The sequence below is a fragment of the Micromonospora sp. URMC 106 genome (assembly GCF_051386395.1).
Lineage (GTDB): Bacteria > Actinomycetota > Actinomycetes > Mycobacteriales > Micromonosporaceae > Micromonospora.
This window is the reverse complement of the sequence record NZ_JBPQTP010000051.1, coordinates 1-22,154: the sequence shown is the minus strand read 5'-3', so window position 1 is coordinate 22,154 and position 22,154 is coordinate 1. Positions and strand designations below refer to the sequence as shown.

The 22,154-nt window shown below is 70.8% G+C and carries 21 protein-coding genes; 7 read left to right on the top strand and 14 right to left on the bottom strand.

The window, feature by feature from the left end; genetic code table 11:
• Window positions 1-11: 11 nt before the first annotated feature.
• The 6 genes from yjfF to araB form a co-directional block, all read right to left on the bottom strand.
• Window positions 12-1,004, bottom strand: a complete 993-nt coding sequence (yjfF, locus tag ACSNOB_RS17400; RefSeq protein ID WP_436687601.1) for a galactofuranose ABC transporter, permease protein YjfF — start codon at window positions 1,002-1,004, stop codon at window positions 12-14.
• The gene (locus ACSNOB_RS17395) at window positions 1,001-2,068 is read right to left on the bottom strand and encodes an ABC transporter permease (RefSeq protein WP_436687600.1); all 1,068 of its coding nucleotides are present in this window, start codon (window positions 2,066-2,068) and stop codon (window positions 1,001-1,003) included. Before ACSNOB_RS17395 ends, yjfF begins: the two co-directional genes overlap by 4 nt.
• The gene (locus ACSNOB_RS17390) at window positions 2,065-3,606 is read right to left on the bottom strand and encodes a sugar ABC transporter ATP-binding protein (RefSeq protein WP_436687599.1); all 1,542 of its coding nucleotides are present in this window, start codon (window positions 3,604-3,606) and stop codon (window positions 2,065-2,067) included. Before ACSNOB_RS17390 ends, ACSNOB_RS17395 begins: the two co-directional genes overlap by 4 nt.
• A gap of 86 nt (window positions 3,607-3,692) precedes the next feature.
• Window positions 3,693-4,688: an ABC transporter substrate-binding protein gene (locus tag ACSNOB_RS17385; protein WP_436687598.1), complete on the bottom strand. Its 996-nt coding sequence runs from the start codon at window positions 4,686-4,688 to the stop codon at window positions 3,693-3,695.
• Between the two features lie 131 nt (window positions 4,689-4,819).
• Window positions 4,820-5,497, bottom strand: coding sequence for an L-ribulose-5-phosphate 4-epimerase (locus tag ACSNOB_RS17380; protein ID WP_436687597.1), 678 nt, complete (start codon window positions 5,495-5,497; stop codon window positions 4,820-4,822).
• Window positions 5,494-7,179: a ribulokinase gene (araB, locus tag ACSNOB_RS17375; RefSeq protein WP_436687596.1), complete on the bottom strand. Its 1,686-nt coding sequence runs from the start codon at window positions 7,177-7,179 to the stop codon at window positions 5,494-5,496. The genes ACSNOB_RS17380 and araB overlap by 4 nt, the downstream gene beginning before the upstream one ends.
• A 475-nt stretch (window positions 7,180-7,654) precedes the next feature.
• Between araB and ACSNOB_RS17370 the strand changes: the two genes are divergently transcribed.
• Window positions 7,655-9,130, top strand: a complete 1,476-nt coding sequence (locus tag ACSNOB_RS17370) for an endo-1,4-beta-xylanase (RefSeq protein WP_436687595.1) — start codon at window positions 7,655-7,657, stop codon at window positions 9,128-9,130.
• 61 nt (window positions 9,131-9,191) lie between these two features.
• Here ACSNOB_RS17370 and ACSNOB_RS17365 read toward each other — a convergent pair whose 3' ends face one another.
• Genes ACSNOB_RS17365 through ACSNOB_RS17345 form a run of 5 tightly spaced genes read right to left on the bottom strand, consistent with a single transcriptional unit; the run spans window position 9,192 to window position 13,402 of the window.
• The gene (locus tag ACSNOB_RS17365; protein ID WP_436687594.1) at window positions 9,192-9,836 is read right to left on the bottom strand and encodes a M15 family metallopeptidase; all 645 of its coding nucleotides are present in this window, start codon (window positions 9,834-9,836) and stop codon (window positions 9,192-9,194) included.
• Window positions 9,833-11,008 carry a UDP-N-acetylglucosamine--N-acetylmuramyl-(pentapeptide) pyrophosphoryl-undecaprenol N-acetylglucosamine transferase gene (locus ACSNOB_RS17360; protein WP_436687593.1) on the bottom strand — a complete coding sequence of 392 codons (1,176 nt, stop codon included), beginning with the start codon at window positions 11,006-11,008 and terminating at the stop codon, window positions 9,833-9,835. The genes ACSNOB_RS17365 and ACSNOB_RS17360 overlap by 4 nt, the downstream gene beginning before the upstream one ends.
• The gene (locus ACSNOB_RS17355; RefSeq protein WP_436687592.1) at window positions 11,008-12,036 is read right to left on the bottom strand and encodes a D-alanine--D-alanine ligase family protein; all 1,029 of its coding nucleotides are present in this window, start codon (window positions 12,034-12,036) and stop codon (window positions 11,008-11,010) included. The genes ACSNOB_RS17360 and ACSNOB_RS17355 overlap by 1 nt, the downstream gene beginning before the upstream one ends.
• The gene (gene alr / locus ACSNOB_RS17350; protein ID WP_436687591.1) at window positions 12,033-13,178 is read right to left on the bottom strand and encodes an alanine racemase; all 1,146 of its coding nucleotides are present in this window, start codon (window positions 13,176-13,178) and stop codon (window positions 12,033-12,035) included. The genes ACSNOB_RS17355 and alr overlap by 4 nt, the downstream gene beginning before the upstream one ends.
• A gap of 56 nt (window positions 13,179-13,234) precedes the next feature.
• Window positions 13,235-13,402, bottom strand: coding sequence for a hypothetical protein (locus ACSNOB_RS17345; RefSeq protein WP_436687590.1), 168 nt, complete (start codon window positions 13,400-13,402; stop codon window positions 13,235-13,237).
• A 156-nt stretch (window positions 13,403-13,558) separates the two neighbouring features.
• On the opposite strand from ACSNOB_RS17345, the gene ACSNOB_RS17340 reads away from it, so the two are divergent.
• From ACSNOB_RS17340 to ACSNOB_RS17320, 5 genes are all read left to right on the top strand, one after another.
• Complete coding sequence (locus tag ACSNOB_RS17340; RefSeq protein ID WP_436687589.1) at window positions 13,559-14,299, top strand: response regulator transcription factor; 741 nt, start codon at window positions 13,559-13,561, stop codon at window positions 14,297-14,299.
• A complete protein-coding gene (locus ACSNOB_RS17335; RefSeq protein WP_436687588.1) occupies window positions 14,296-15,957 on the top strand; it encodes a sensor histidine kinase in 1,662 nt (553 codons plus the stop codon). The genes ACSNOB_RS17340 and ACSNOB_RS17335 overlap by 4 nt, the downstream gene beginning before the upstream one ends.
• Window positions 15,958-16,132: 175 nt before the next feature.
• A complete protein-coding gene (locus ACSNOB_RS17330) occupies window positions 16,133-16,561 on the top strand; it encodes a hypothetical protein (RefSeq protein ID WP_436687587.1) in 429 nt (142 codons plus the stop codon).
• Complete coding sequence (locus tag ACSNOB_RS17325; protein WP_393106869.1) at window positions 16,555-16,788, top strand: helix-turn-helix transcriptional regulator; 234 nt, start codon at window positions 16,555-16,557, stop codon at window positions 16,786-16,788. Before ACSNOB_RS17330 ends, ACSNOB_RS17325 begins: the two co-directional genes overlap by 7 nt.
• Complete coding sequence (locus tag ACSNOB_RS17320) at window positions 16,785-17,756, top strand: NAD(P)-dependent alcohol dehydrogenase (protein ID WP_436687586.1); 972 nt, start codon at window positions 16,785-16,787, stop codon at window positions 17,754-17,756. The genes ACSNOB_RS17325 and ACSNOB_RS17320 overlap by 4 nt, the downstream gene beginning before the upstream one ends.
• 63 nt (window positions 17,757-17,819) lie before the next feature.
• Here the strand turns inward: ACSNOB_RS17320 and ACSNOB_RS17315 are convergent, their stop codons facing one another.
• A complete protein-coding gene (locus tag ACSNOB_RS17315; protein WP_436687585.1) occupies window positions 17,820-18,401 on the bottom strand; it encodes a TetR/AcrR family transcriptional regulator in 582 nt (193 codons plus the stop codon).
• Between the two features lie 67 nt (window positions 18,402-18,468).
• Between ACSNOB_RS17315 and ACSNOB_RS17310 the strand changes: the two genes are divergently transcribed.
• Window positions 18,469-19,482: a hypothetical protein gene (locus tag ACSNOB_RS17310; RefSeq protein ID WP_436687584.1), complete on the top strand. Its 1,014-nt coding sequence runs from the start codon at window positions 18,469-18,471 to the stop codon at window positions 19,480-19,482.
• A gap of 106 nt (window positions 19,483-19,588) precedes the next feature.
• Here ACSNOB_RS17310 and ACSNOB_RS17305 read toward each other — a convergent pair whose 3' ends face one another.
• Complete coding sequence (locus tag ACSNOB_RS17305) at window positions 19,589-20,635, bottom strand: hypothetical protein (protein WP_436687583.1); 1,047 nt, start codon at window positions 20,633-20,635, stop codon at window positions 19,589-19,591.
• 262 nt (window positions 20,636-20,897) lie between these two features.
• Window positions 20,898-22,154: Cmx/CmrA family chloramphenicol efflux MFS transporter (locus ACSNOB_RS17300; RefSeq protein WP_436687582.1), on the bottom strand; the 1,257-nt coding region annotated here is incomplete at its 5' end.

Sequence of the window (22,154 nt, the reverse complement as noted above, 5' to 3'; positions counted from 1 at the left end):
GGTAGGGGCGGTCACTTGAAGCGGATGCCGATGAGGCGCTGGAGAAGGATGAAGGCGAAGAGCAACCCGCCAATCACGATCTTGGTCCACCAGGAGTTGAGGCTGCCGTCGAACGTGATCAGGGTCTGGATGACACCCAGCACCAGGACGCCGAGGACGGTGCCGAAGACGTAGCCGGATCCGCCGGTGAGGACGGTGCCCCCGATGACGACGGCCGCGATCACGTCGAGTTCCATGCCGACGGCGATCAGCGGGGCGCCGGACAGCGTGTAGAACGACAACAGGATTCCGCCGATGGCCGAGCACAGCCCGCTGACCGTGTAGACGGCGATCCGGGTGCGGCCGACGGGCAGGCCCATCAGCAGCGCGGAGTGGGAGTTGCCACCGATGGCGTACACGGTGCGGCCGAAGCGCGTGTACGTCAGCACGTACGCGGCGACGAGCACCACCGCGAACGCGATCAACACGCTGATCGACACGAAGTTCCCGGCGGGGTTGCCGATTCGCTCCTGCGACATGGTGGTCCAGAAGCCGTCGGTGATGGGGATGGACGCGTCGCTGATGAACGTGCACATGCCCCGGGCGAAGAACATTCCCGCGAGGGTGACGATGAACGGCTGGATGTCGAAGAAGTGGATCGCGCAGCCCATCAGGAACCCGAGCGCCGGGCCGATCAGCAGCGCGATGACGAGCACCAGGGCCGCGGGCAGCCCGCCCTGGAGCAGGGAGGCCGACACCATGGCGGTCATCGCGACCACCGAGCCGACGGACAGGTCGATGCCGCCGGTGAGTATCACGAAGGTCATGCCGACCGCGACGACGAGCAGGAACCCGTTGTCGATGAAGACGTTGAAGACGACCTGGATGTTCGAGAAGGCCCGATACTGGGAGACGCCGATGCCGTACATGACCAGCAGCAGGGCGAGGGTGGCCAGGACCGGGACGTGCCGCCGGGGCAGGCTGGGCCGCCACGTACTGCCGGTGCTCAGCGACGTGCTGCTCATGCCGACACCTGCGCCCTCTCCCGCTGCGGGGCCGCCGGGCCGGGTACGGCTCGACCGCGGCGGCGGAACCGGGCGCGGAACTCGGGGGACTGGACGAGGCAGACGACGATGACGACGACCGCCTTGAACAGCAGGGACGTCTGCGGCGAGATGTTCATGGCGTACACCGTGGTCGTGAGGGTCTGGATGATCAGGGCGCCGAGGACCGTGCCGCTGAGGGAGAACCGTCCGCCGGCGAGGGAGGTGCCGCCGATGACCACCGCGAGGATCGCGTCGAGCTCGATCCAGAGACCGGCGGCGTTGCCGTCCGCGCTGGACACGTTCGCGGTGATCATGAAGCCGGCGAGCGCGGCGCAGGCGGCGCTGACCACGTACACCAGGAAGATGACGCGGCGCGAGCGGATGCCGGCCAGTCTGCTGGCCTCCGCGTTGCCGCCGACGGACTCGACGATCAGGCCGAGGGCGGTGCGGCGGGTGAACGCGGCGACGAGCAGGGCCACCGCAAGTGCGATGAAGATCGCCAGGGGTAGTGTCAGGACGTGTCCGAGCCCGATCGCCCGGTACGGGGCGGAGTTGATCGTGATGATCTGCCCCTCGGCGATCAACTGGGCGAGCCCCCGGCCGGCCACCATCAGGATCAGCGTGGCGATGATGGGCTGGATGCCGATGACGGCGACCAGCACCCCGTTCCACACGCCGAGCACGAGCGCGGCCCCGAGGGCCAGGGCGAGCGCGGTGAGGACGGTCGGGAGACCGCTCTGGTCGCCTGACCGGCTGATGTGGAGACAGGCGATGGCGCCGCTGATGGCACAGAGCGAGCCGACGGACAGGTCGATCCCGCCGGTGGCGATGACGAGGGTCATGCCGAGTGCGACGAGAATCAACGGCGCGCTCAGCCGCAGGATGTCGATCGGCGTGCCGTACAGATGCCCGTCGTTGACCTCGACGGAGAGGAACCCGGGCCGGTAGATCGTGTTGGCGACGATCATGAGGAGGAGCACGAGGACGGGCCAGAGGAGCCGGTGGCGGGTCAGCCGCTGGACACGGTCGGTGGCGGCGCTCATCGATCCACCTCCACCCGGTGGGTTCCGCTGGCGATGGTCCGCATGACGCGGTCGGCGTCGAGGGCGTCGTCGTTGTCGAGCTGGGCGACCATCGTCCGGTCGCGCATCACGGCGACCCGGTGGCTCAGCCGCAGCACCTCTTCCAACTCGGCGGAGATGAACAGCACGGCCGTGCCCCCGTCGGAGAGCTCCACCACGAGCTTCTGGATCTCGGCCTTGGCACCGATGTCGATGCCCCGGGTCGGCTCGTCGAGGATCAGCAGCCGCGGCTCCGTGATCAGCCACCGGGCCAACAGCACCTTCTGCTGGTTGCCGCCGGAGAGGTCGCGCACGGGCGCGTCGGGATTGGCCGGCCGGATGCGCAGCGCCTTGACGTACCTCTCCACCAGCTCGTCCTGACGGCGGCGCGGAATGGGCCGCGCCCAGCCACGCGCCGCCTGCATCGCGAGGATCATGTTCTCCCGGACCGACAGCTCGGGCACGATGCCCTCCGCCCGCCGGTTCTCCGAGCAGAATCCGATGCCGCGGTCGATGGCCTGCGCCGGGCTCCGCAGGGACGTCCGGCCGCCGTCGACCACCAGGTGGCCGCCGTCGGCGCGGTCGGCGCCGAACAGCAGCCGCGCCACCTCGGTACGGCCCGAGCCGAGCAGGCCGGCCAGCCCGACCACCTCGCCGGAGTGGATGCGCAGACTGAACGGGGCGACGGCGCCCTTGCGGCCGAGATCTGACGTCTCCACCAGCGGGGTCCCTGCCGACTGCGCCGCGACGGGCCGCTTGGGCTGCTCGTCGAGGCGCTCCAGGACGTCGAGTTCCTTGCCTATCATCTTCTCGACGAGGCTGAATTGCGGCAGCTCCTCGGTCCGGTACTCCCCCACGAGCGTGCCGTTGCGAAGCACGGTGATCCGGTCGGCGATCCCGTACACCTGGTCGAGGAAGTGGGTGACGAACAGGATCGCGATTCCCTCGTCCCGCAGTTGCCGCATGATCCGGAACAGCTGCGCGACCTCGCCGACGTCCAGACTGGACGTCGGCTCGTCGAGGATGAGCACCCGCGCGCGCACGTCGATCGCCCGGGCGATGGCGACCATCTGCTGCACGGCGAGCGAATACGACGCCAGCGGCGCGGAGACGTCTATGTCGAGGTCCAGGCGGACCAGGAGCGCCCGCGCCCGCCGGCGCATCTCACGCCAGCGGACGGCACCGAGCCGGCGCGGTTCCCGACCGATGAAGATGTTCTCCGCCACCGACAGGTTGGTGCAGAGATTGACCTCTTGGTAGACGGTGCTGACGCCGGCGGCGGCGGCTTGCCTCGGGCCGGTGAAGGAAATCTGCTCATCGGCGAGAGTGATGCTGCCCGCGTCGATGTCGTAGACGCCCGTCAGCACCTTGATCAGGGTCGACTTGCCGGCGCCGTTCTCGCCCATCAGGGCGTGGACCTCACCTGGGAACAGCCGGAAGTCGACGTTGTGGAGTGCGCGGACCCCCGGGAAGAACTTGCTGATCCCGGTCATGGTCACGACCGGACGGCTACCCGCCATTCCATCACACCTTCTCTGGACGGTGTCGGCACGGAAACGAGCGACGAGCCGGGGCCGCCGTCCGGTGGACGGCGACCCCGGTGCGGTCAGTACTTGCGGTCGGGCAGCGCCTTCTTGGCCTGCTCCTGCGTGAAGGTGGTCTCCTCGGTCTCGATCCGGACCGGCACCTCCTCGCCGGCGTGGACCTTCTTCGTCAGCTCCATGAGCTGTGGCCCGAGCAGCGGGCTGCACTCCGCGATGAAGTTGAACTTGCCATCCGCGAGGGCCTGCATGCCGTCCTTCACCGCGTCGATGGTGATGATGAGGATGTCCTTGCCGGGCGTTTTCCCGGCCGCCGTGATCGCTTCGAGCGCGCCCAGGCCCATGTCGTCGTTGTGCGCGAAGAGCACGTCGACGTCCGGGTTGGCCTTGAGGAACTGCTCCATCACCTGCTTACCGCCGGCCCGGGTGAAGTCACCCGACTGGGAGGCGACGATCTTGAGGTTCGGGTTGGCGGCGATCGCCTCGGCGAAGCCCTTCTTGCGGTCGTTCGCCGGCGCCGAACCGGTCGTGCCCTGCAGTTCGACGATGTTCACCGGCCCTGTCGCCGACTTGGTGTTCTCCACCAGCCACTCGCCGGACAGGCGGCCCTCCTTGACGAAGTCCGACCCGAGGAAGGTCTTGTACAGCGACTTGTCGGCGGAGTCCACGGCGCGGTCGGTGAGGATCACCGGGATGCCCGCGTCCTTGGCCTCCTTCAGGACGGTGTCCCAGCCCGACTCCACGACCGGCGAGAAGGCGATCACGTCGACCTTCTGCTGGATGAAGTTCCGGATCGCCTTGATCTGGTTCTCCTGCTTCTGCTGGGCGTCGTCGAACTTCAGCTCGATTCCCGCCTCGGCGGCGGCCTCCTTGATCGAGGTGGTGTTCGCCGTCCGCCAGCCGCTCTCCGCGCCGACCTGGGAGAAGCCCAGAACTATCTTGTCGTCGCCACCGCCGGAGTCGCCGCCGGTGTCGCTGTTGCCGCAGGCCGCGAGGCTGCCGGCGAGCAGCACGGTGACGAAGGCCGCGACTATGGTGCGTGCCGTTCTCCTGGTTCTCATCGGTTCTCCTCGGGATCGGGCGAGCCGGATCTCGGCCTCAGGGGCATGCGGCCCGGCTGCCGTGGTGGGGTGGTGCGAGAAGGGCGGTGCCGGATGAGCGGTGTCCGGTCAGGAGGTTCGGACGGCGGTGCTCAGCCCGGACGTTGCCCGTAGACGTTCTGGTACCGGTCGTGGAGCGAGTCGATGTCGGCCGGCGCGATCGGAAGCGGCTGACCGAGGGTGCGGGCCAGGTGCGCGGTGCGGGCGACGTCCTCGCACATCACCGCCGCCTTGACGGCCGCGCGGGCGTCCCTGCCGATCGTGAAGACCCCGTGGTTGCGCATGAGCACGGCGGGCGAGCGGTGCCCGGACAGGGTGCTGACGATCCCCTTGCCGATGGCATCCCCGCCGATCAACGCGAACGGCCCGACCGGGATCTCCCCGCCGAACTCGTCGGCCTGGGCGGTCAGCCAGCACGGGATGCCCTCGCCCCGGGCGGCCCAGGCGGTGGCGTAACCGCTGTGCGTGTGGACGACGCCGCCGACCTCCGGCATCGCCCGGTAGACGTAGGCGTGGGCGGCGGTGTCGCTGGACGGGGATCCGGCCCCGTCGACGACGTTGCCGTCGAGGTCGCAGACCACCATGCTGTCCGCCGTCAGGTCGTCGTAGTCGACGCCGCTGGGCTTGATGACCATCAGGCTCTGGCCGGGGACCCGGGCCGAGATGTTGCCGGCGGTCCACGCCACCAGGTCGTACCGGGTCAACTCGCCGTGCAGGCGGGCAACGGTGTCCCTCAGCGCGGCCACCTGTCGAGCCACGTCGCCGGTCATCCGAGCACCTCCAGAATCGTGTCGGCCTTCGCCGCGGCCGCGTCGAGCGCCGCGTTCCGGATCGCCCGCAGGCGGAGCATGACGTCGTTGCCGCCGCGACCGAAGTGGTCGTGCAGCGCGCGGTACTCGGCGTAGAGGGCGTCGTACGCGCGCACGTTGTCCGGATCCGGCCGGTAGACCGCCTCGCGCACCCGGCCCATGGCCGCGGACGCCTCGTGGATCGACGGGTACGCCCCCGCGGCGACCGCCGCGTGGATGGCCGACCCGAGCGCCGGTCCCTGGGCGGAGCCGATGACGCTCAGCGGGCGGTCGGTGACGTCGGCGTAGATCTGCATCAGCAGCCGGTTCGAGGTGAGACCGCCGGCCGCCACCAGGTCGGTGACCGGCACCCCGGCGTCGACGAACGCCTCGATGATCATCCGGGTGCCGAACGCGGTGGATTCGAGCAGCGCCCGGTAGACGTCCTGTGGCCGGGTGGCCAGCGTCATTCCGACGATCAGGCCGCTCAGGTCGTGGTTGACCAGGAGGGAGCGGTTGCCGTTCCACCAGTCCAACGCCACCAGGCCGTGCGCGCCGACCGGCTGGGCGGCGGCCAGCTCGGTCAGCTGCTCGTGCGTGTCCAGGCCGGCGGGCGCGGCGTGCGTGACCAACCAGCCGAAGATGTCGCCGACACCGCTCTGGCCGGCCTCGTAGCCCCAGGCGCCAGGGCTGATGCCGCCGTCGACGACGCCGCACATGCCGGGCACGTCGGCGCGGTGGGTGCCGTTGAGGACATGGCACGTGGAGGTGCCCATGATCGCGACGAGCCGGCCGGGGTTCAGGGCCTGGGCGGCGGCGGCCGTGACGTGCGCGTCGACGTTGCCGACCGCGACCGCGATGCCCTCCGGTAGGCCGGTCCAGGCGGCGGCCTGTGAGCTGAGGTTGCCGGCGCGGTCGCCCAGGGGCAGCAGCGGACCGTCCAGCTTGGTCACGAAGTCGGCGAAGCCCGGGTCGAGCGCGCTCAGGTACTCCCCCGACGGGTACCGGCCGTCCTGCCGGAGGCCCTTGTAGCCGGCGGTGCAGACGTTGCGGGTCTCGGTGCCACAGAGCTGCCACACGATCCAGTCGGCCGCCTCGATGAAGCGATCGGCGCGCCGGTAGGTCTCCGGGTCCTCCTCGAGGATCTGCAGGCCCTTGGCGAACTGCCACTCGGCCGAGACCTTGCCGCCGTAGCGGCTGATCCACGGCTCGCGCCGCTCGTGGGCCAGCGCGTTGATCCGGTCGGCGTGCGGCTGGGCGGCGTGGTGCTTCCACAGCTTCACCCAGGCGTGCGGCCGGTGGCGCAGCTCCGGGATCTCGCACAGCGGCGTACCGTCGGCGAGGGTCGGCAGGACGGTGCAGGCGGTGAAGTCGGTACCGATGCCGATGACCTGAGACGGTGCGACGCCGGCGGCAGCCAGCGCGGCCGGGACGGCATGACGCAGGACGGCCCGGTAGTCCTCCGGGTCCTGCAGCGCCCAGTCGGGGGGCAGCGCCGGCCCGCCCTCGGGGAGCGCGGACTCGATGACTCCATGGCGGTACGCGTGCACCGCGGTCCCGAGCTCCGCGCCGTCGCTGACCCGGACCACCAGAGCCCGGCCGGAGAGCGTGCCGTAGTCGACTCCGACCACGTACCGCTCGTCCGTACCGTCCACACCGCTCATGACCACCTCCGCTCGATCGCGCCCCTAGTGTTAACGCTCACATCGAACTCCGTCAAGACGCCTGTCGGCAACAGGCGGGTAGCGGGCCCGGCGGATCTGGGGATGTGTCCACGGCGCGCAGGGGCTCCGGCCACGCCACGACCGCCGGCCGAACCGGGCGCGCAGGTTACGGCAGAACACCTGCCCGGCTTCGCAGCCATGATCCATATAGGAGTTAACGTTAACGACATCGAACGCCAACAATAGAAATCGGATCGAAACCGGGCGTGACCGCGTCCACCACCGCACACCCGGTCGACCCTCACCGCAGGAGTGCGACGGGAAGCCCTTGATGGCGGCGGCGCATTCTGGCACCGTTACGTTCGTCTATGTTAGCGCTCCCAAGTCGCCGTCATGAGTCCCACCGGTGGCCGGCCAGATCTGGGCGCGCTGGCAAGCGAAACCCGACCATTCCCCACGACACTCGGGAGCCACCGTGACACCACCGGCCCGACCGCACCGACACCGCCCGTCCCGATCGAAGCGCGGGCTCCTCGCGCTGCTCTCCGTCGCAGCCCTCCTCGCCGCCCTGTTCGCCCCGGCCACCCCCGCCACCGCCGGCACGACCCTCGGCGCGTCGGCCGCGGAGAAGGGCCGCTACTTCGGCGCCGCGGTCGCGGCGCACCGCCTCTCCGACAGCCAGTACGTCACCATCCTCGACCGCGAGTTCAACTCGGTCGTCGCCGAGAACGAGATGAAATGGGACGCCACCGAGCCCCAGCAGGGTGTCTTCACCTTCGGCAACGGTGACCGGATCGTCAACCACGCCCAGTCCCGCGGCATGTCGGTGCGCGGGCACACCCTGCTGTGGCACGCCCAGCAGCCGGGATGGGCGCAGACCCTCTCCGGCAGCGCGCTGCGGAACGCCGCGATCAACCACGTCACCCGGGTGGCCAGCTACTACCGCGGCAAGATCCACTCGTGGGACGTGGTGAACGAGGCCTTCGCCGACGGGGGCGGCGGCGCCCGGCGCGACTCCAACCTCCAGCGCACCGGCAACGACTGGATCGACGCCGCCTTCCGCGCGGCCCGCGCCGCCGACCCCGGCGCCAGGCTCTGCTACAACGACTACAACACCGACGGCATCAACGCGAAGTCCACCGCCGTCTACAACATGGTCCGCGACTTCAAGGCCCGCGGCGTACCCATCGACTGCGTCGGCTTCCAGTCGCATCTGGGCACCAGCCTGCCCGGTGACTACCAGGCCAATCTGCAGCGCTTCGCCGACCTCGGCGTCGACGTCCAGATCACCGAACTCGACGTGGCGCAGGGCGCCAACCAGGCCAGCATCTACGCCGCCGTCACCCGCGCCTGCCTGGCCGTCGCCCGCTGCACCGGAATCACCGTCTGGGGAATCCGGGACAGCGACTCCTGGCGGAACGACAATCCCCTGCTCTTCGACGCCAACGGCATCAAGAAGCCCGCGTACACCGCCACCCTGGACGCCCTCAACGCCGGCGGGCCGGGCAACCCCGGACCGATCGACCCCAGCGCCTGGTACGTGCTGGTGAACCGGAACAGTGGGAAGGCGCTGGACCTGTACGCGTCGGCCACCACCGACGGGGCGCGGATCACCCAGTGGACCCGGCACGACGGGGCGAACCAGCAGTGGCAGTTCCTCGACTCCGGCGGCGGCTACTACCGGCTGAAGTCCCGGCACTCGGGCAAGGTCCTCGACGTGTACAACTGGTCGACCGCCGACGGTGGGGCCATCGTGCAGTGGAGCGACCACAACGGGACCAACCAGCAGTTCCGCATCGCGGACTCGGGTGGCTACGTCCGACTGCTCAGCCGGCACAGCGGCAAGGTCGTGGAGGTGCAGGGTGCTGCCACGACCGACGGCGCGAACATCGTGCAGTACGCCGACTGGAACGGCGCCAACCAGCAGTGGCAACTCGTCCGGGCCGGCTGACACCGCCCCGAACGACCGGCTCGGCAACGGCAACGGCCCGGCGGGATCTCCGCCGGGCCGTTCACGGCAAGTCCACCGGCCCGTACCGGGTCCGGGCGGCCCCGCTGCTCAGCGCCCAGTAGCGGTCGCCGAACGACCAGTGCCACCATTCGGTCGGGTAGTTGACCATGCCAGCGGACGACAGCGCCCGGCCCAGGATGCCGCGATTGGTGCGGGCCTGCGGGGAGATGTCGGGTGATCCGGTGAAGCAGGCGTTGGCGCTGTCCACCGGGCTGGCGTTGACGATCGTGCCCAGGTCCAGTTCGAGCCCGTCGGGCGTGCAGAGGGTGAGGTCGACCGTCCCGCCGGTACTGTGCGGAGCCACCTCGGGCGGCGAGATGTACTTGCTGGCCTCCACGTGCCGGCGCGCCGGGTCCCACTCCGGGTACCTGCGGCGCAGTTCGTCCTTGTAGCTCTCGAAGTAGGTCGTCTGCAGGCTGAGGGGCCGGTACCCCTCGATGATCAGCAGCCGCAGCCCTCCCGGCAGGGTCCGCTGGGCGTCGAGCAAGCGCTGGACCGTTGCCTCCCGCAGGTGTGCGTAGGCCCCGGCCGCGTCGGCCAGGCGTTCGTCGACCCGAAGTTCCGGTACCTGGCGCACGTCCACCAGGGCCTCCCCGTTGTCGTGCAGCGGGATGGCCGAGATTCGCCGATCCGACAGCAGGATCATGACCGGGCCCGCCCGGCGGCGTCGATGATCGCGCCGGCCACGGCGTCGGCCGCGTGGGGGCGGCCGTGCCGACGGGCGGCGTTGGCCAACTCCTGGCGTCGCTCCGGGTGGTCGAGCAGCATCGTGATCTCCTCGTAGAGGCGGTTGGCGGAGGCGTCGGGGCCGGCGAGCACGCGGGACGCACCGGCGTCGGCGAGGTGCCGTGCGGTGCGCCGCTGTTCGTCGCCTCCGGTGGGGATGAGCGGGATGAGGACGCAGGCCTTGCCCAGGGCGGTGAGTTCGGCGACGGTGCCGGCGCCGCTGCGCGCGACGACGATGTCCGCGGCGCTCAGGACGTCGGGCAGCTCGTCGTGGACGTAGTCGACCACCCGGTACCTGCCGCGCAGGTGTTCCGGGACAGCGTCGGCGACCTGCCGCATGCGGGCGAGTGAGAAGCCACCGCACTGGTGGAGCACCTGACATCTCGGCAGGAGCCCGGGGAGGATGTCGGCGATCAGGTTGTTGACCTGGACGGCGCCCTGGGCGCCGCCGGTGACGTACACCAGCGGGAGGCGGGGATCCAGGCGGTATGTGGCGAGCGCCCGGTCGCGGTCGCCTATGAGGATCTCGGGCCGGATCGGGTTGCCGGTGACCACCGCGCGGGCTTTCGCCCGGGTCGGCAGGTGGTCGATGGAGGATTCGTGGCTCAGCAGGACTCGATCGGCCAGGCGGGCGAGGATCCGGTTCGCCAGCCCGAGCGTGAGGATCTGCTCGTGCATGACCAGCGGGCGGCGGGTCAGCCAGGCGACGATCCCGATCGGGACGCAGACGTACCCGCCGGTGGAGAGGACCACCTCCGGCCGGCTGCGCACAACGATCATGATGGCCTGGAAGATGCCGAGCGGCACGCGGAAGGCGTCGGCGACGTTGCGACCCCACTCGTGCAGGTTCGGCGAGCGGCGCAGCTTGCCGGTGGTGATCGCCGCGAAGGGTATGCCCTCCTGCCTGGCGACGCTGGCCTCCAGTCCGTCGGCGACACCCACCCAGAGGACGTCCGGCTCGGTGCCGGCTGCCGCCAGGCGGGCGCGCAGCGCACGGATCGTGGTCAGCGCCGGGTAGGTGTGTCCGCCCGTTCCCCCGCCGGTGACGACGACGCGGATACCGCGGAGATGTTCGGCGGTGTAGACGGCCATCAGCGGGGCCTCGAGCAGGGGACGGCGGCGTCGCGTCGATGCAGCGCGCCCCGGATGAGGATGTCGAGCAGCGCCGGGAAGTCGATTCCGGCCCGCTGCCAGATCTGTGGGTACTGGGATGCGGCGGTGAACCCGGGAAACGTGTTGACCTCGTTGATCACCGGCTCCCGGCAGTCTCCGGTCCACGATGTGCCGTGGTCGACGTGCGGCTCGGGGAGGAAGAAGTCGACGCGGAGCAGCCCACGGCAGCCGAGCGCGTGGAACGCCTGCACAGCCCGGTCCTGCAGCAGTCGGGCGGTGCCGGGGTCGAGTTGGGCCGGGATGTGGAAGTCGGCACCGCCGTCGTACTTGGCTTCGTAGTCGAAGAAGGTGGCGTTCGCCACCCGTATCTCCAGCGGCGGCCCGGCCTCGACGCGACCGTCGGGGTGCTGGAGGACGCCGACGTCGATCTCGCGCCCGCGCACGGAGCGCTCGACGAGAACCTTCGCGTCGCTCTCGCGCGCGAGCCGCAGGGCTGCGGGCAGCTGCGCCCACTGTTCGACCTTGGAGACCCCGAGGCTCGATCCGGCCCGGGCCGGTTTGACGAAGACGGGTAGTCCCAGTCGCTGCTGATCCCGCGACGACAGCTCCTCGCCGGAGCGCAGCGTCACCCCGGCGGCCACGCGCAGGCCGGCGGCGGCGAGGAGTTTCTTCGTGACCGGCTTGTCCATCCCCGCGGCGCTGGCGAAGACACCGTTTCCGACGAACGCGACGCCGAGCCACTCCAGCATCGACTGGACGGTGCCGTCCTCACCGTACGGGCCGTGCAGCGCCGGAAACACCACGTCCTGGCCGCTCAGCGTACGCAGCGCCTGCGCGAACGTGGCTCGGTCGCCGTCCACCCGCCACTGGCCGTCCCGCTCGATCAGCACCTCGGTCACGTCGTATGTGTCGCGGTCGAGATGGGCCAGGATGCTCTCCGCCGACCGCCGGGAGACGTCGTGCTCCCCGCTGCGCCCACCGAACAGCACCGCCAGACGAACAGTCATGATGTCGCCGCTCCCCCACGTAGGTGTACCCGCGCCACTCGCGTTCCGATTCCGGTCAGGACTTCGTGCGGGTTGGTGCCGGCCCACCGTGCCCACTCGGCGGCCGTCGGCTCGGCCGGGTCAGGCGAGCCCGGCTCGGCGCCGGGACCGAAGACGACCACGGGATCGCCGAGCGCCACCGGTAGATCGCCGGCATCGACGACGCACTGATCCATGGCGATGCGGCCGACGATCGGACATCGTCGACCAGCTAGCCAGACCCACGCGCGGCCCTCGGCGGTGCGCGACAGACCATCGGCGTACCCGAGCGGCAACAGGGCGAGCGTGGTCGGGCGGCTGGTCACGTGATCGGGCCCGTACGAGACGCCGGTCCCCGCGGGAACCCGCTTCAGGTGGACGACCTGTGAGCGCAGGGTCATCGCGGGCCGCAGGCCGAAACGGCCCGGACCGGTCGCGCCGAACGGCTCGACGCCGTACATGGCCAGCCCGATCCGGCAGAGATCCAACCGGGTCTGCGGGGCGGTCAGCGCCGCCGCCGAGTTGGCCAGATGCACCAGCTCGGGATCGAGCCCGGCCCCGCGCGCGATCCGCAGCGCCTCCCGGAACGTCGACACCTGCCGCTCGATGCTCGGGCAGCCCGGCACATCCGCGTTGGTCAGGTGGGACCACACCCCGCGTACCTGAATGCTGCCCTCCGCCTCGTGCTTGCGAGCCCAGGTGACCAGCTCCGGCCAGTCGTCGCCCCGGGCACCGTTGCGGGACAGACCGACATCGGCCTTGAGCTGGACCGCCGCCGACACGCCGAGCCGCGCGGCCGCGCCGACGACCGCACCCAGCTGGGTCAGGCTCGACACCGCGATGTCGACATCCGCGGCGATCAGCCGGGTGAAGTCCTCGTCCGGCCGGTGCAGCCAGCTCAGGACAGGCGCGTCGAGACCCGCCGCGCGCAGCGCCAACGCCTCCGCGGTCGAGGTCACGCCCAGCCAGCGCGCGCCCGCACCCACCGCGGCCCGCGCCACCGGCACCGCGCCGTGCCCGAACCCGTCGGCCTTCACCACCGCCATCAGCGCAGTGCGCGCGGTGGCCGCGATCGTTCGGAGGTTCGCCGCGATCGCCCCAAGATCGATCACGGCCTCGGCCAACCGCCCGCCCCCGTCGACGGCATGGGTCGCGACGCGCCGAGTGCGCGTACCCCGCGTCACCGGGCGGCCCGGGGCTCGGCGGGCGAGTCATCCGGCGGTGGGGCGGCCCGGTGCTCGCCGACCGCGGCGGCCCGGCGCACCGCGAGCGTCTCCCGGATCCGCCGCCGGATCGCCCGCCGCTGGCGCTCGTCGCGGCGGCTGCGGGGTGCTGGTTCGAAGATCATGTCCGGCTCCTGACTGACACGCCGGGAACGGTAGGCAGCCGGTGGTGAAGAACCCTTGAAGAAGCCGTGGTCCAGCCGTGCGGAATCCGCCCACATCAGTTCTTCACGGCTCTCGGGTTTACTTGACCCCGCCACCCACCAGGCAGAAGGGGAAACATGAGCGCGCGGATCCTGGTCGCCGAGGACGACCCGAAGCAGGCCAACCTGGTGCGGGTCTATCTCGAACGCGAGGGGCACAGCGTCCTGCTGGTCGGCGACGGGCGGTCCGCGCTGGAGCAGTGCCGGGCCCGCCGGCCGGACCTCGTGGTCCTCGACGTGATGATGCCGGTCGTCGACGGTCTCGACGTGTGCCGGATCCTGCGCGCCGAGTCGGAGACACCGATCCTGCTGCTCACCGCCCGCACCACCGAGGACGACATCCTGCTGGGCCTGGACCTCGGTGCCGACGACTACCTCACCAAGCCGTACAGCCCACGGGAACTGGCCGCCCGGGTACGCGCGCTGCTGCGCCGGGCGCGGGTGGTGACCGCCGACAACCGGGCGGTGCTGCGCGTCGGTGACCTCGAGGTGGACGCCGGCCGTTTCGAGGTACGCGTCGGTGGCCGGCTCGTCGCGCTGACGGCCAAGGAGTTCGGCATCCTCGAGGTGCTCGCCGGCGAGCCGGGGCGGGCCTTCACCCGGGCACAGATCATCGACCGGGCCTTCGGATTCGATCATTACGTGCTCGAACGCACCGTCGACGCACACGTGATGAACCTCCGCCGCAAGATCGAGGACGACGTCGCCGAGCCGCGGTACGTGCAGACCGTCTACGGCCGCGGCTACCGCCTCGCCGCGCCGGCGTCGCGATCCACCACCGCGTCGACCCCGGAGGGCGCGCCCGGAGCCCGCCGGTGAGCTTCCGGCTGCGGGTGCTCTGCCTGGTCATCGTCGTCGCGGTGAGCGCGACCGCGGCGACCCTGTGGCTCACCCTGCGACAGGCGTCGCAACAGATCAACGAGTCGGCCACCGCCGACCAGGCGCAGCTCGAAGAGGTCGTCGCCCGACTCCAGGCGTACGGCAGCGGGCACGGCACCTGGGAGGGCGTGCCCGCCCTGGTGCAGGACCTGCGTGCCCAAACCGGTCAGCGGATCCACCTGGCCGCCGAGGTGGGCCCGGTGATCGTGGACACCGACACCCTGGAGCGCCGCACCGCCCGGCCGCTCGGCTCGACGGTCGGGTTCGTCGATCCGCGGCCGGAGCTGAACCTGGCCGGACTGCCAGCGGACCCGGCCGGCCGGAAGGAGGAAGTGGTGGGCGAGATCGCCGCCTACCGCACGGGCGTCCGGTTCGCGGCCTGCCTGACCCGACACGGCGTCCCCGTTGCCTCCGCCGCCACCAGCACGGGAGTCCCGAGGTTCGACGCCGACCTGAGCGAGGTCGACGTCCGCGATCGCCGGGGCTTCGACGTGACCATCGACGCCTGCCGCGACGTCGCATTCGAGTCGGGCCAGGACCGGAAGATCAACGCTGCCCGGGTGCAGGCCTGTGGCACCCCGACGGCGGTGGGCCCACTGGACACCTGCCTGGCCCAGGCCTTCGTCAACCAGATCAGTGACGTCGCGCCGGTACCCGCCCGGGTCTACCTCGGCGCCCCCAGGGATCCGGCGTCCGTGCTGGTGGCTGCTCCACTGCTCACCGCGGCGGCGGGCGTGGCGGCGGTGGCGATCATCGGCACCATGCTGCTGAGCCGGCGGGTGCTGCGCCCCATCGACACCCTCACCACCGCCGCCCAGCGCCTCGGCCGGGGCGACCTCACCGGACGGGTGCCGGTGCGCGGCAACGACGAGCTGGCGGAGTTGGCCCGGTCGTTCAACCGGATGGCGGACTCCCTGCAGCGCGGGGAGGAGCGCCAACGCCGCCTGGTCGCCGACGTCGCACACGAGCTGCGCACCCCGCTGGCGAACCTGCGCGGCTACCTCGAGGCCCTCTCCGACGGCGTGATCGAGCCGGATCCGGAGCTCTTCGCGTCGCTCCACGAGGAGGCGGTGCTGCAGCAGCGCATCGTCGACGACCTGCAGGACCTGGCCCTGGCGGAGGCGGGCAACCTGACGTACCACAAGGTCACGGTGGACCTGGCCGAACTCCTGGAGACCTGCGGCACCGCCCACCACGCCCGGGCGGAGTCGGCCGGGGTGTCGTTGACCGTGGCGGCCGAGCCGGTCGCGGTACGCGCCGATCCCGACCGGCTCCGCCAGGTGGTGGGCAATCTCGTCACCAACGCACTACGGGCGACCGCTGCGGGCGGCGGCGTCCGGCTGGTCGCGAGCCGCACCGACACGCAGGCGATCGTCCAGGTCGTCGACACCGGCTCGGGAATCGCAACGGACGCGCTGCCGCATGTGTTCGACCGGTTCTGGCGGGCCGACGCCGCGCGGGGCCGCCGTACCGGGGGCAGTGGCCTCGGCCTCGCCATCGCCCGGCAGATCGTCACCGACCACCAGGGCGCCATCACGGTCGCGAGTGAGGTCGGCGTCGGGACGACATTCACCATCACGCTTCCCCGCGCCAACTAGCGCGGTACCTGCCGACCATTGCGGCCGGGCTGGTCGAGCGCGCACGTTCACACTCGGGCGGGAGCCCGCCGAGGCGGTCGTGCCGGCGAACCTCGATGTAAAGTTTTCTAGACACGAAGTCAAAGATTCGCTACCTTCGGGATGTCAAATATTTTCGACATCCGGAGGGCGTCCCATGACGCACGAAGAGAAACGCGCGTGGATCAGGCTGGTCGTCGCCGTGCTCGGCTACTCCGCCTACGTGGTCCTCATCGTCAGCCGCGCCGATGGTCGCCCGCTGCCCGACGTGCCGTACGCGAGCGCCCTGTTGTGGACAGTCGGCGCGGCCATCCTCGCGTCGATCGTGGCGGAGACCGGCATGGCCGTCGTGAATCCGGGCGCGTCGCGCGCCAAGGACGTGCGGGACCGTGAGATCGGGCGGCTCGGTGACCACGTCGGCCAGTCGTTCGTCGTCATCGGCGCGGTCGCTGCGATGCTCATGGCGGTGGCGGACTGGGACAGGTTCTGGATCGCCAACACCATCTACCTGTGCTTCGTGCTGTCGGCGATCCTCGGCGGCATCACCAAGGTCATCGCGTACCGCGGGAGCTTCCCGCAGTGGTGAAGCCGACGCGGGTCACCAACCGCATCCGCGCGCTGCGCTTCGCGCACGGCGAGATGACCCAGGCCGAGCTCGCCGAACACATCGGCGTAACCCGGCAGACCCTCATCGCCATCGAGCAGGGCCGCTATTCGCCATCCCTGGAAATGGCCTTCCGGATCGCCCGGGTGTTCGGCGTTCCGCTCGACGACGTGTTCCAGTATCCCGACTCCCCCGAGGACGTGTCATGAAGGCGATCGCGTACGACGGGTACGGCCCGGCCGACGTGCTCGAGTTCCGCGAGGTCGACAAACCCTCGATCGGAGACGACGAGGTGCTCGTCGAGGTACGCGCCGCCGGCCTGGACCCGGGCGTCTGGATCTTCATGACCGGCCGGCCCATGGCGGTGCGGCTGGCGGTCGGGCTGCGCCGGCCCAAGGTCGCGGTGCTCGGTCGGGCCGTCGCCGGTGTGGTGGTGGCGGTCGGCGCCGGCGTGACTCGCCTGCGCGCCGGCGACGAGGTGTACGGCACCTGCCAGAGCGGTTCGTTCGCCCAGTACGCGACGGCGCGGCAGCACCGGCTGGCACCCAAGCCGGCCAACCTCACCTTCGAGCAGGCGGCGGCGATGCCCATCTCCGCGGTGACCGCGCTGCAGAGCATCCGCGACGCACGCGTGCAGCCCGGACAGCGGGCGCTGGTCACCGGCGCGGCCGGAGGCGTCGGGTCGTTCGCCGTCCAACTGCTCACGGTGCACGGGGCACGCGTGACCGGCGTCTGCAGCACCTCGAAGATCGACCTCGTGCGTTCCATCGGCGCCGAGGACGTCATCGACTACACCCAGCACGAGATCGACCGTGGCGGCGCGCGATACGACGTCATCATCGACACCGCCGGCAACCGACCGTTGTCGCTGCTCCGGCGCGCGAGCACGCCGCGTGGGACCATCGCCCTCGTCGGCGGCGGCCACGCCACGGGCTGGCTGCTCGGCGGCTTCCAACGCCAGCTGGCCGCACCGCTGCTCTCACTGTCCGGCCGCCAGCGAGTGCGCGGCGTGACCGCCCGGGAGCACTACGAGGATCTCGAGGAACTGACCGCCCTCGCCGAGGCGGGCTCAGTCACCCCGGTCATCGACCGCACGTACGCTCTCCCCGACGCGCCCGACGCGATGCGCTACCTCGCCCGGGGTCATCCCGCGGGAAAGATCGTCATCACGGTGTAGCCCAGCCGGGGGCGGCACAGCACGACCACCGCGACCGCGAAGACCACCGGCCGCCGCGGGCGTTCAGCCGCGACCGCGCACGAGCGGCAGGAACACCTCGTCCACGATCTCGACCAACACCTCGTCGGGCACGGTGGGGATGCCGCGCATCGCGTACTCGGCACGCAGCAGCATCATCGGCGTCGTCGCAACCCGGCGGTGCGCGGCCGCGGCGGGTGCCTCGCCCCGGGCCACGGCGCGCTCCAGCATCGCCAGCCAGGCGCGGTCCATGGCGTCCGCGCCGGACCGCTCTCGCATGAGGGTGAGCAGCTCGGGGTCGTCGGCCGCGGCGGCGAGCAACCCGCGCAGGATCGCCCCGTGCGGCGACGACCACGTCTCGTTCGCCCGCCGCAGCAGCTCCAGCGCGTCGCCCCGCAGGGTGCCTGTGTCCGGGTTCGGCATCACGGCGTCGGACAGGTACTGATACGCGGCGATGCCCAGTGCCGCCCGCTGCGGCCAGCGGCGGTAGATGGCGTTCTTGTTGGTTCCGGCCCGGGCGGCGACCCGGTCCATGGTCATCCCCGCGTAGCCGGACTCGCGCAACTCCTCCGCCGCGGCGTGCAGAATCGCCCGCTCCAGCTCCTCGCCCCGGCGCCTCGTGCTCATGTCTTGCAGGGTACTGCGCGTACCTTATAGGGTACGGGCAGTACCCTATAAGCGAGGGAGGCGTCCGATGCGCGTCTTCGGCATGAACTACGACACCGGTTTCGTGAGCGCGGGGACCACGACCCACGAGCCGTTCGACCCCGAGACCGTGCGGCGCGACCTGCGCGTCATTCGCGACGAGTTGCACTGCGACGCGGTGCGCGTCACCGGCGGGGTCCAGGACCGACTCGAACTCACCGCCAGGTTCGCCGCCGAGGCCGGGCTTGAGGTGTGGTACTGCCCGTTCACCAACGGCCTCGACCGCGACGGGCTCATGGCGTTCGTGCTCGACGGCGCGGAGCGGGCCGAGCGACTGCGACAGGGCGGAGCGTCGGTCGTCTACCTCACCGGCTCCGAGATCTCCATGTTCACCGACGGCTTCCTGCCCGGCCGCGACCTGGCCGAGCGCATGGCGCTGTTCACCGACCCGATGCGGATGCGGGAGGCGGTCCCGGCCGCGCGCGCCGCGGTGCGCGACTTCCTCGCCGAGGCGGTGCCCCGGGTGCGGGAGCGGTTCGGAGGGCCCGTCGGCTACGCCTCGATCCCGCTGGAGGCCGTGGACTGGGCGCTGTTCGACATCATCGCCAGCGACGCCGGGTACCGCGACGCGACCAACGCCGCGACGTTCCCGCAGACCCTGGCGGCCGCGGTGGGTCAGGGCAAGCCGTACGCCGCGACCGAGTTCGGCTGCTGCACGTTCCGGGGCGCGGCCGACGTCGCGGGCGGGGCGGAGCCGGTGACATACGACGAACACGGCCGCGCCGCCACACTCACCGCGCGGCTGGAGCGCGACGAGGAGAGCCAGGCCCGCTACGTCGTGGACCTGCTGCGCGACTACGAGGCCGGCGGGGTGGAGGCGGCGTTCGTGTACACGTTCGCGAACCGGCACCTGCCGACCACCGACGACCCGGAGCGCGACTTCGACCTGGCCGCGCGCGGGATCGTACGGGTGCTGCCGGACGGCTCGTGGACGCCGAAGGCCGCCTTCCACGCCCTTGCCGCGTACGGTCGCTCGCGCGCGCAGAGCCGGTCGGGCTCATGAGTGGCCTGTCGTCGTCGCTGGTAGCCGAGGATCATCGTGCGGAGAGCCCGGGTGGTCCGTTCGTGCAGTTCCTGGGGAGCGATGATCCCGGCGTCGGGTGGCCTCCTCACCGACGTGCTTCGAACAGGGGTCGCAGTCCTCGCGCGAAGGCTGCCTCGTCGATGCCCCGGGCCAGTTTCCGGTTGTAGCTCATGCGATACGGGCAGCTGTCCTCGGCGCCCTGTCTCCCCGGGACGGTGAACCTGCTGACCAGCTTGCCGCTGCGCGCCTCCCGCACCGTGACGTCGTAGACGCTCTCGAACAGGTCGAAGGTGAAGGGCCTACCGCCACCCAGCAGGGCCCCTTCACTCGCATAGCGGCAGGTGACGTCCTGGCGCGAGTCCCGGGTCGCCGTGACACGTACGCAGACCAGGAGCTGCACCTGGTCGAGGTTCCTGCGGAAGGTGCCCGGCTGGTAGCGGGGTGCAAAGCCGTCGGGCAGGAAGAACTCGGCGTACTCCATCGACCGCTCGTCGGAATACCTGACCAACGCCATCGGGTGTGGGCCACGGCCGGCGAAGGGCCGAGAGCTGAGATTGTAGACGGAGAGCTTCGGTGACGTGCAGGCATCGTTGAGAGCTTCGCTGCGGGTCTGCGTCGGACCGGGGGGCGGCGGGAGGGGTGGGAGCCGCCCGGACGACGGCGGGCCGCCGGGCCGATCCGGCGGCCAGGTGCACGGCCCGGTCAACACGACGGTGAACGTCCCACTGTTCCGAGCCATCTCCATGAGCAACTGAGTGCCGTCCTCGTGCTCGGCGGTGACCTCCCGGACATCGGCGGGCGTGTCGATCCGCCACCGTTTGGTGTGTTCGGCGAAGCCCTCGCGGAGCATCCACATGTCCACGTCGTCGAGATACTTTTCGGCCTTCCCGCCGGCGGACACCGTCATCTCCGCTCGCGGCCGGACACCCCAGGTCGGTCCGCCCTCGGGCAACTCCGCGCACCCCACACTCCGGGAGTGGCTCGGCGGGGTGACCTTCGCCTCCGGCTCCAGCGCCCCGCTGACGGCACGTGAGAGGCGCTCGGTGAGTCGCTGCTCGAACTCCTGGGTGGTCACCACGGGTGCCAGCGGTTCCGGTCCGGTCTTGTCGGTGCAACCGGCGAGCACCAGCACCGCACACAACGTCACACCGAGCCGGCGACTCCACCGGCCTGCCATCGCACCCCCGATCGTGCCGTCGGGCGGCAGCCGAGAAGAAACGGGATGTTCTGTCCCGTACTCTACCCGTCAATCCACGCCGTCCGATACGACGGCGGCAGCGGCCCCGTTCGGGGTCGCTGCCCTATGCGCCGGTCACCGCTTCGCTACGGCCAGAACGACAGGTCGGCGGGCGGCCGGGGACGGCGGACGACGACCTGCGAGGGATGATGCCGCATCACGTTGATGAGGCGGCGAACCGCGACCGGCGACGTGAGATCTTCCGGTCGAGAAGGATGGCCGGGACCGTCACGGCTGCCAGGGCGGCGCCGATCCAGGTGACGGAGGTAATGCCTGCCCCGGCGTTGAAGGCGACTCCAGCGAGTGCGGGAACGAGGCTGATGCCGAGTTGGAACGCGGACACGGTGGTGGCCCCGGCGAGGGTGGGTGCCTGCGACGCGATGGTGAACACGCGGCCGTAGATGGCCGGGTTGAGCACGAACCCGGCGACCCCGAGGAGCAGGACGAGGGGGACGACGGCCAGCGCGTGCTGGGCGAGGCCCGCGAGCAGGACGGAGCTGGCCAGGATTCCGACCGCCCCGGTGAGGAGCGCGTGTGAGGGTCTCCTGTCGGCGACTCTGCCGCCGATGGACAGACCGATGAAGGCGCCGACACCGAACAGGGTGAGGATCGCGGGAATCCAGACCCGCGGGATGCCGGTGATGTCGGTCAGGAATGCCGCGAGGTAGTTGAACGAGATCATGTAGGCGGCGGTGCTCAGGATGGTGACGGCGTAGACGACCCACAGTTGGGGTCGCCTCATGGTGTGAAGCTCACGCCGCACACTGGGCTTCACGTTCGCGCTCGTGGCGGGCAGCGCGAGGAGGGTCGAGATCGCCCCGGCCACCGTGAGGGCGGCCACGCCCCAGAATCCGCCGCGCCACCCCGTGAAGTAGCTGAGCATGGCTCCGGCCGGGCCACCGGCGATCATCGCGAGGCTGAGCCCGCTGACGACCACTCCGGAGGCGCGTGCGGTGCGGTCGGGTGTGACGAGGCTGATCGCGGTGACCGCTGCGACTGCCCAGAACCCCGCGTAGGCGAGGCCGCAGATGAAGCGGGTGGTCAGCAGGACGGTGTAGCTCTGGGTGAGAAGGCCGATCGCGACGGATACGGCGAAGAGGACCTGGGTGATCACCAGCGTGGCCCGGCGCGGCCAGCGGAGGGTCATGATCGCCAAGGGAGGGCCGCCGATGACGACGCCGAGGGCGAACGCTGAGATCAGCGCCCCGGCTGCGGACAACGTGACCGACAGGTCGTCCGCGATCGCGGGCAGGACCCCGGCAAGCAAGAACTCCGCGCTGCCCATCGCGAAGAGGCTGAACGCGAGCAGGTAGACGCCAAACGGCAGCCTCCCGCCGGAGACTGGTGCCTGTCGTACAGTTTCGACGCTCACCGCCACCACCGCCGTGCCGCGACGGTGGTGGCGCCCCCCGCC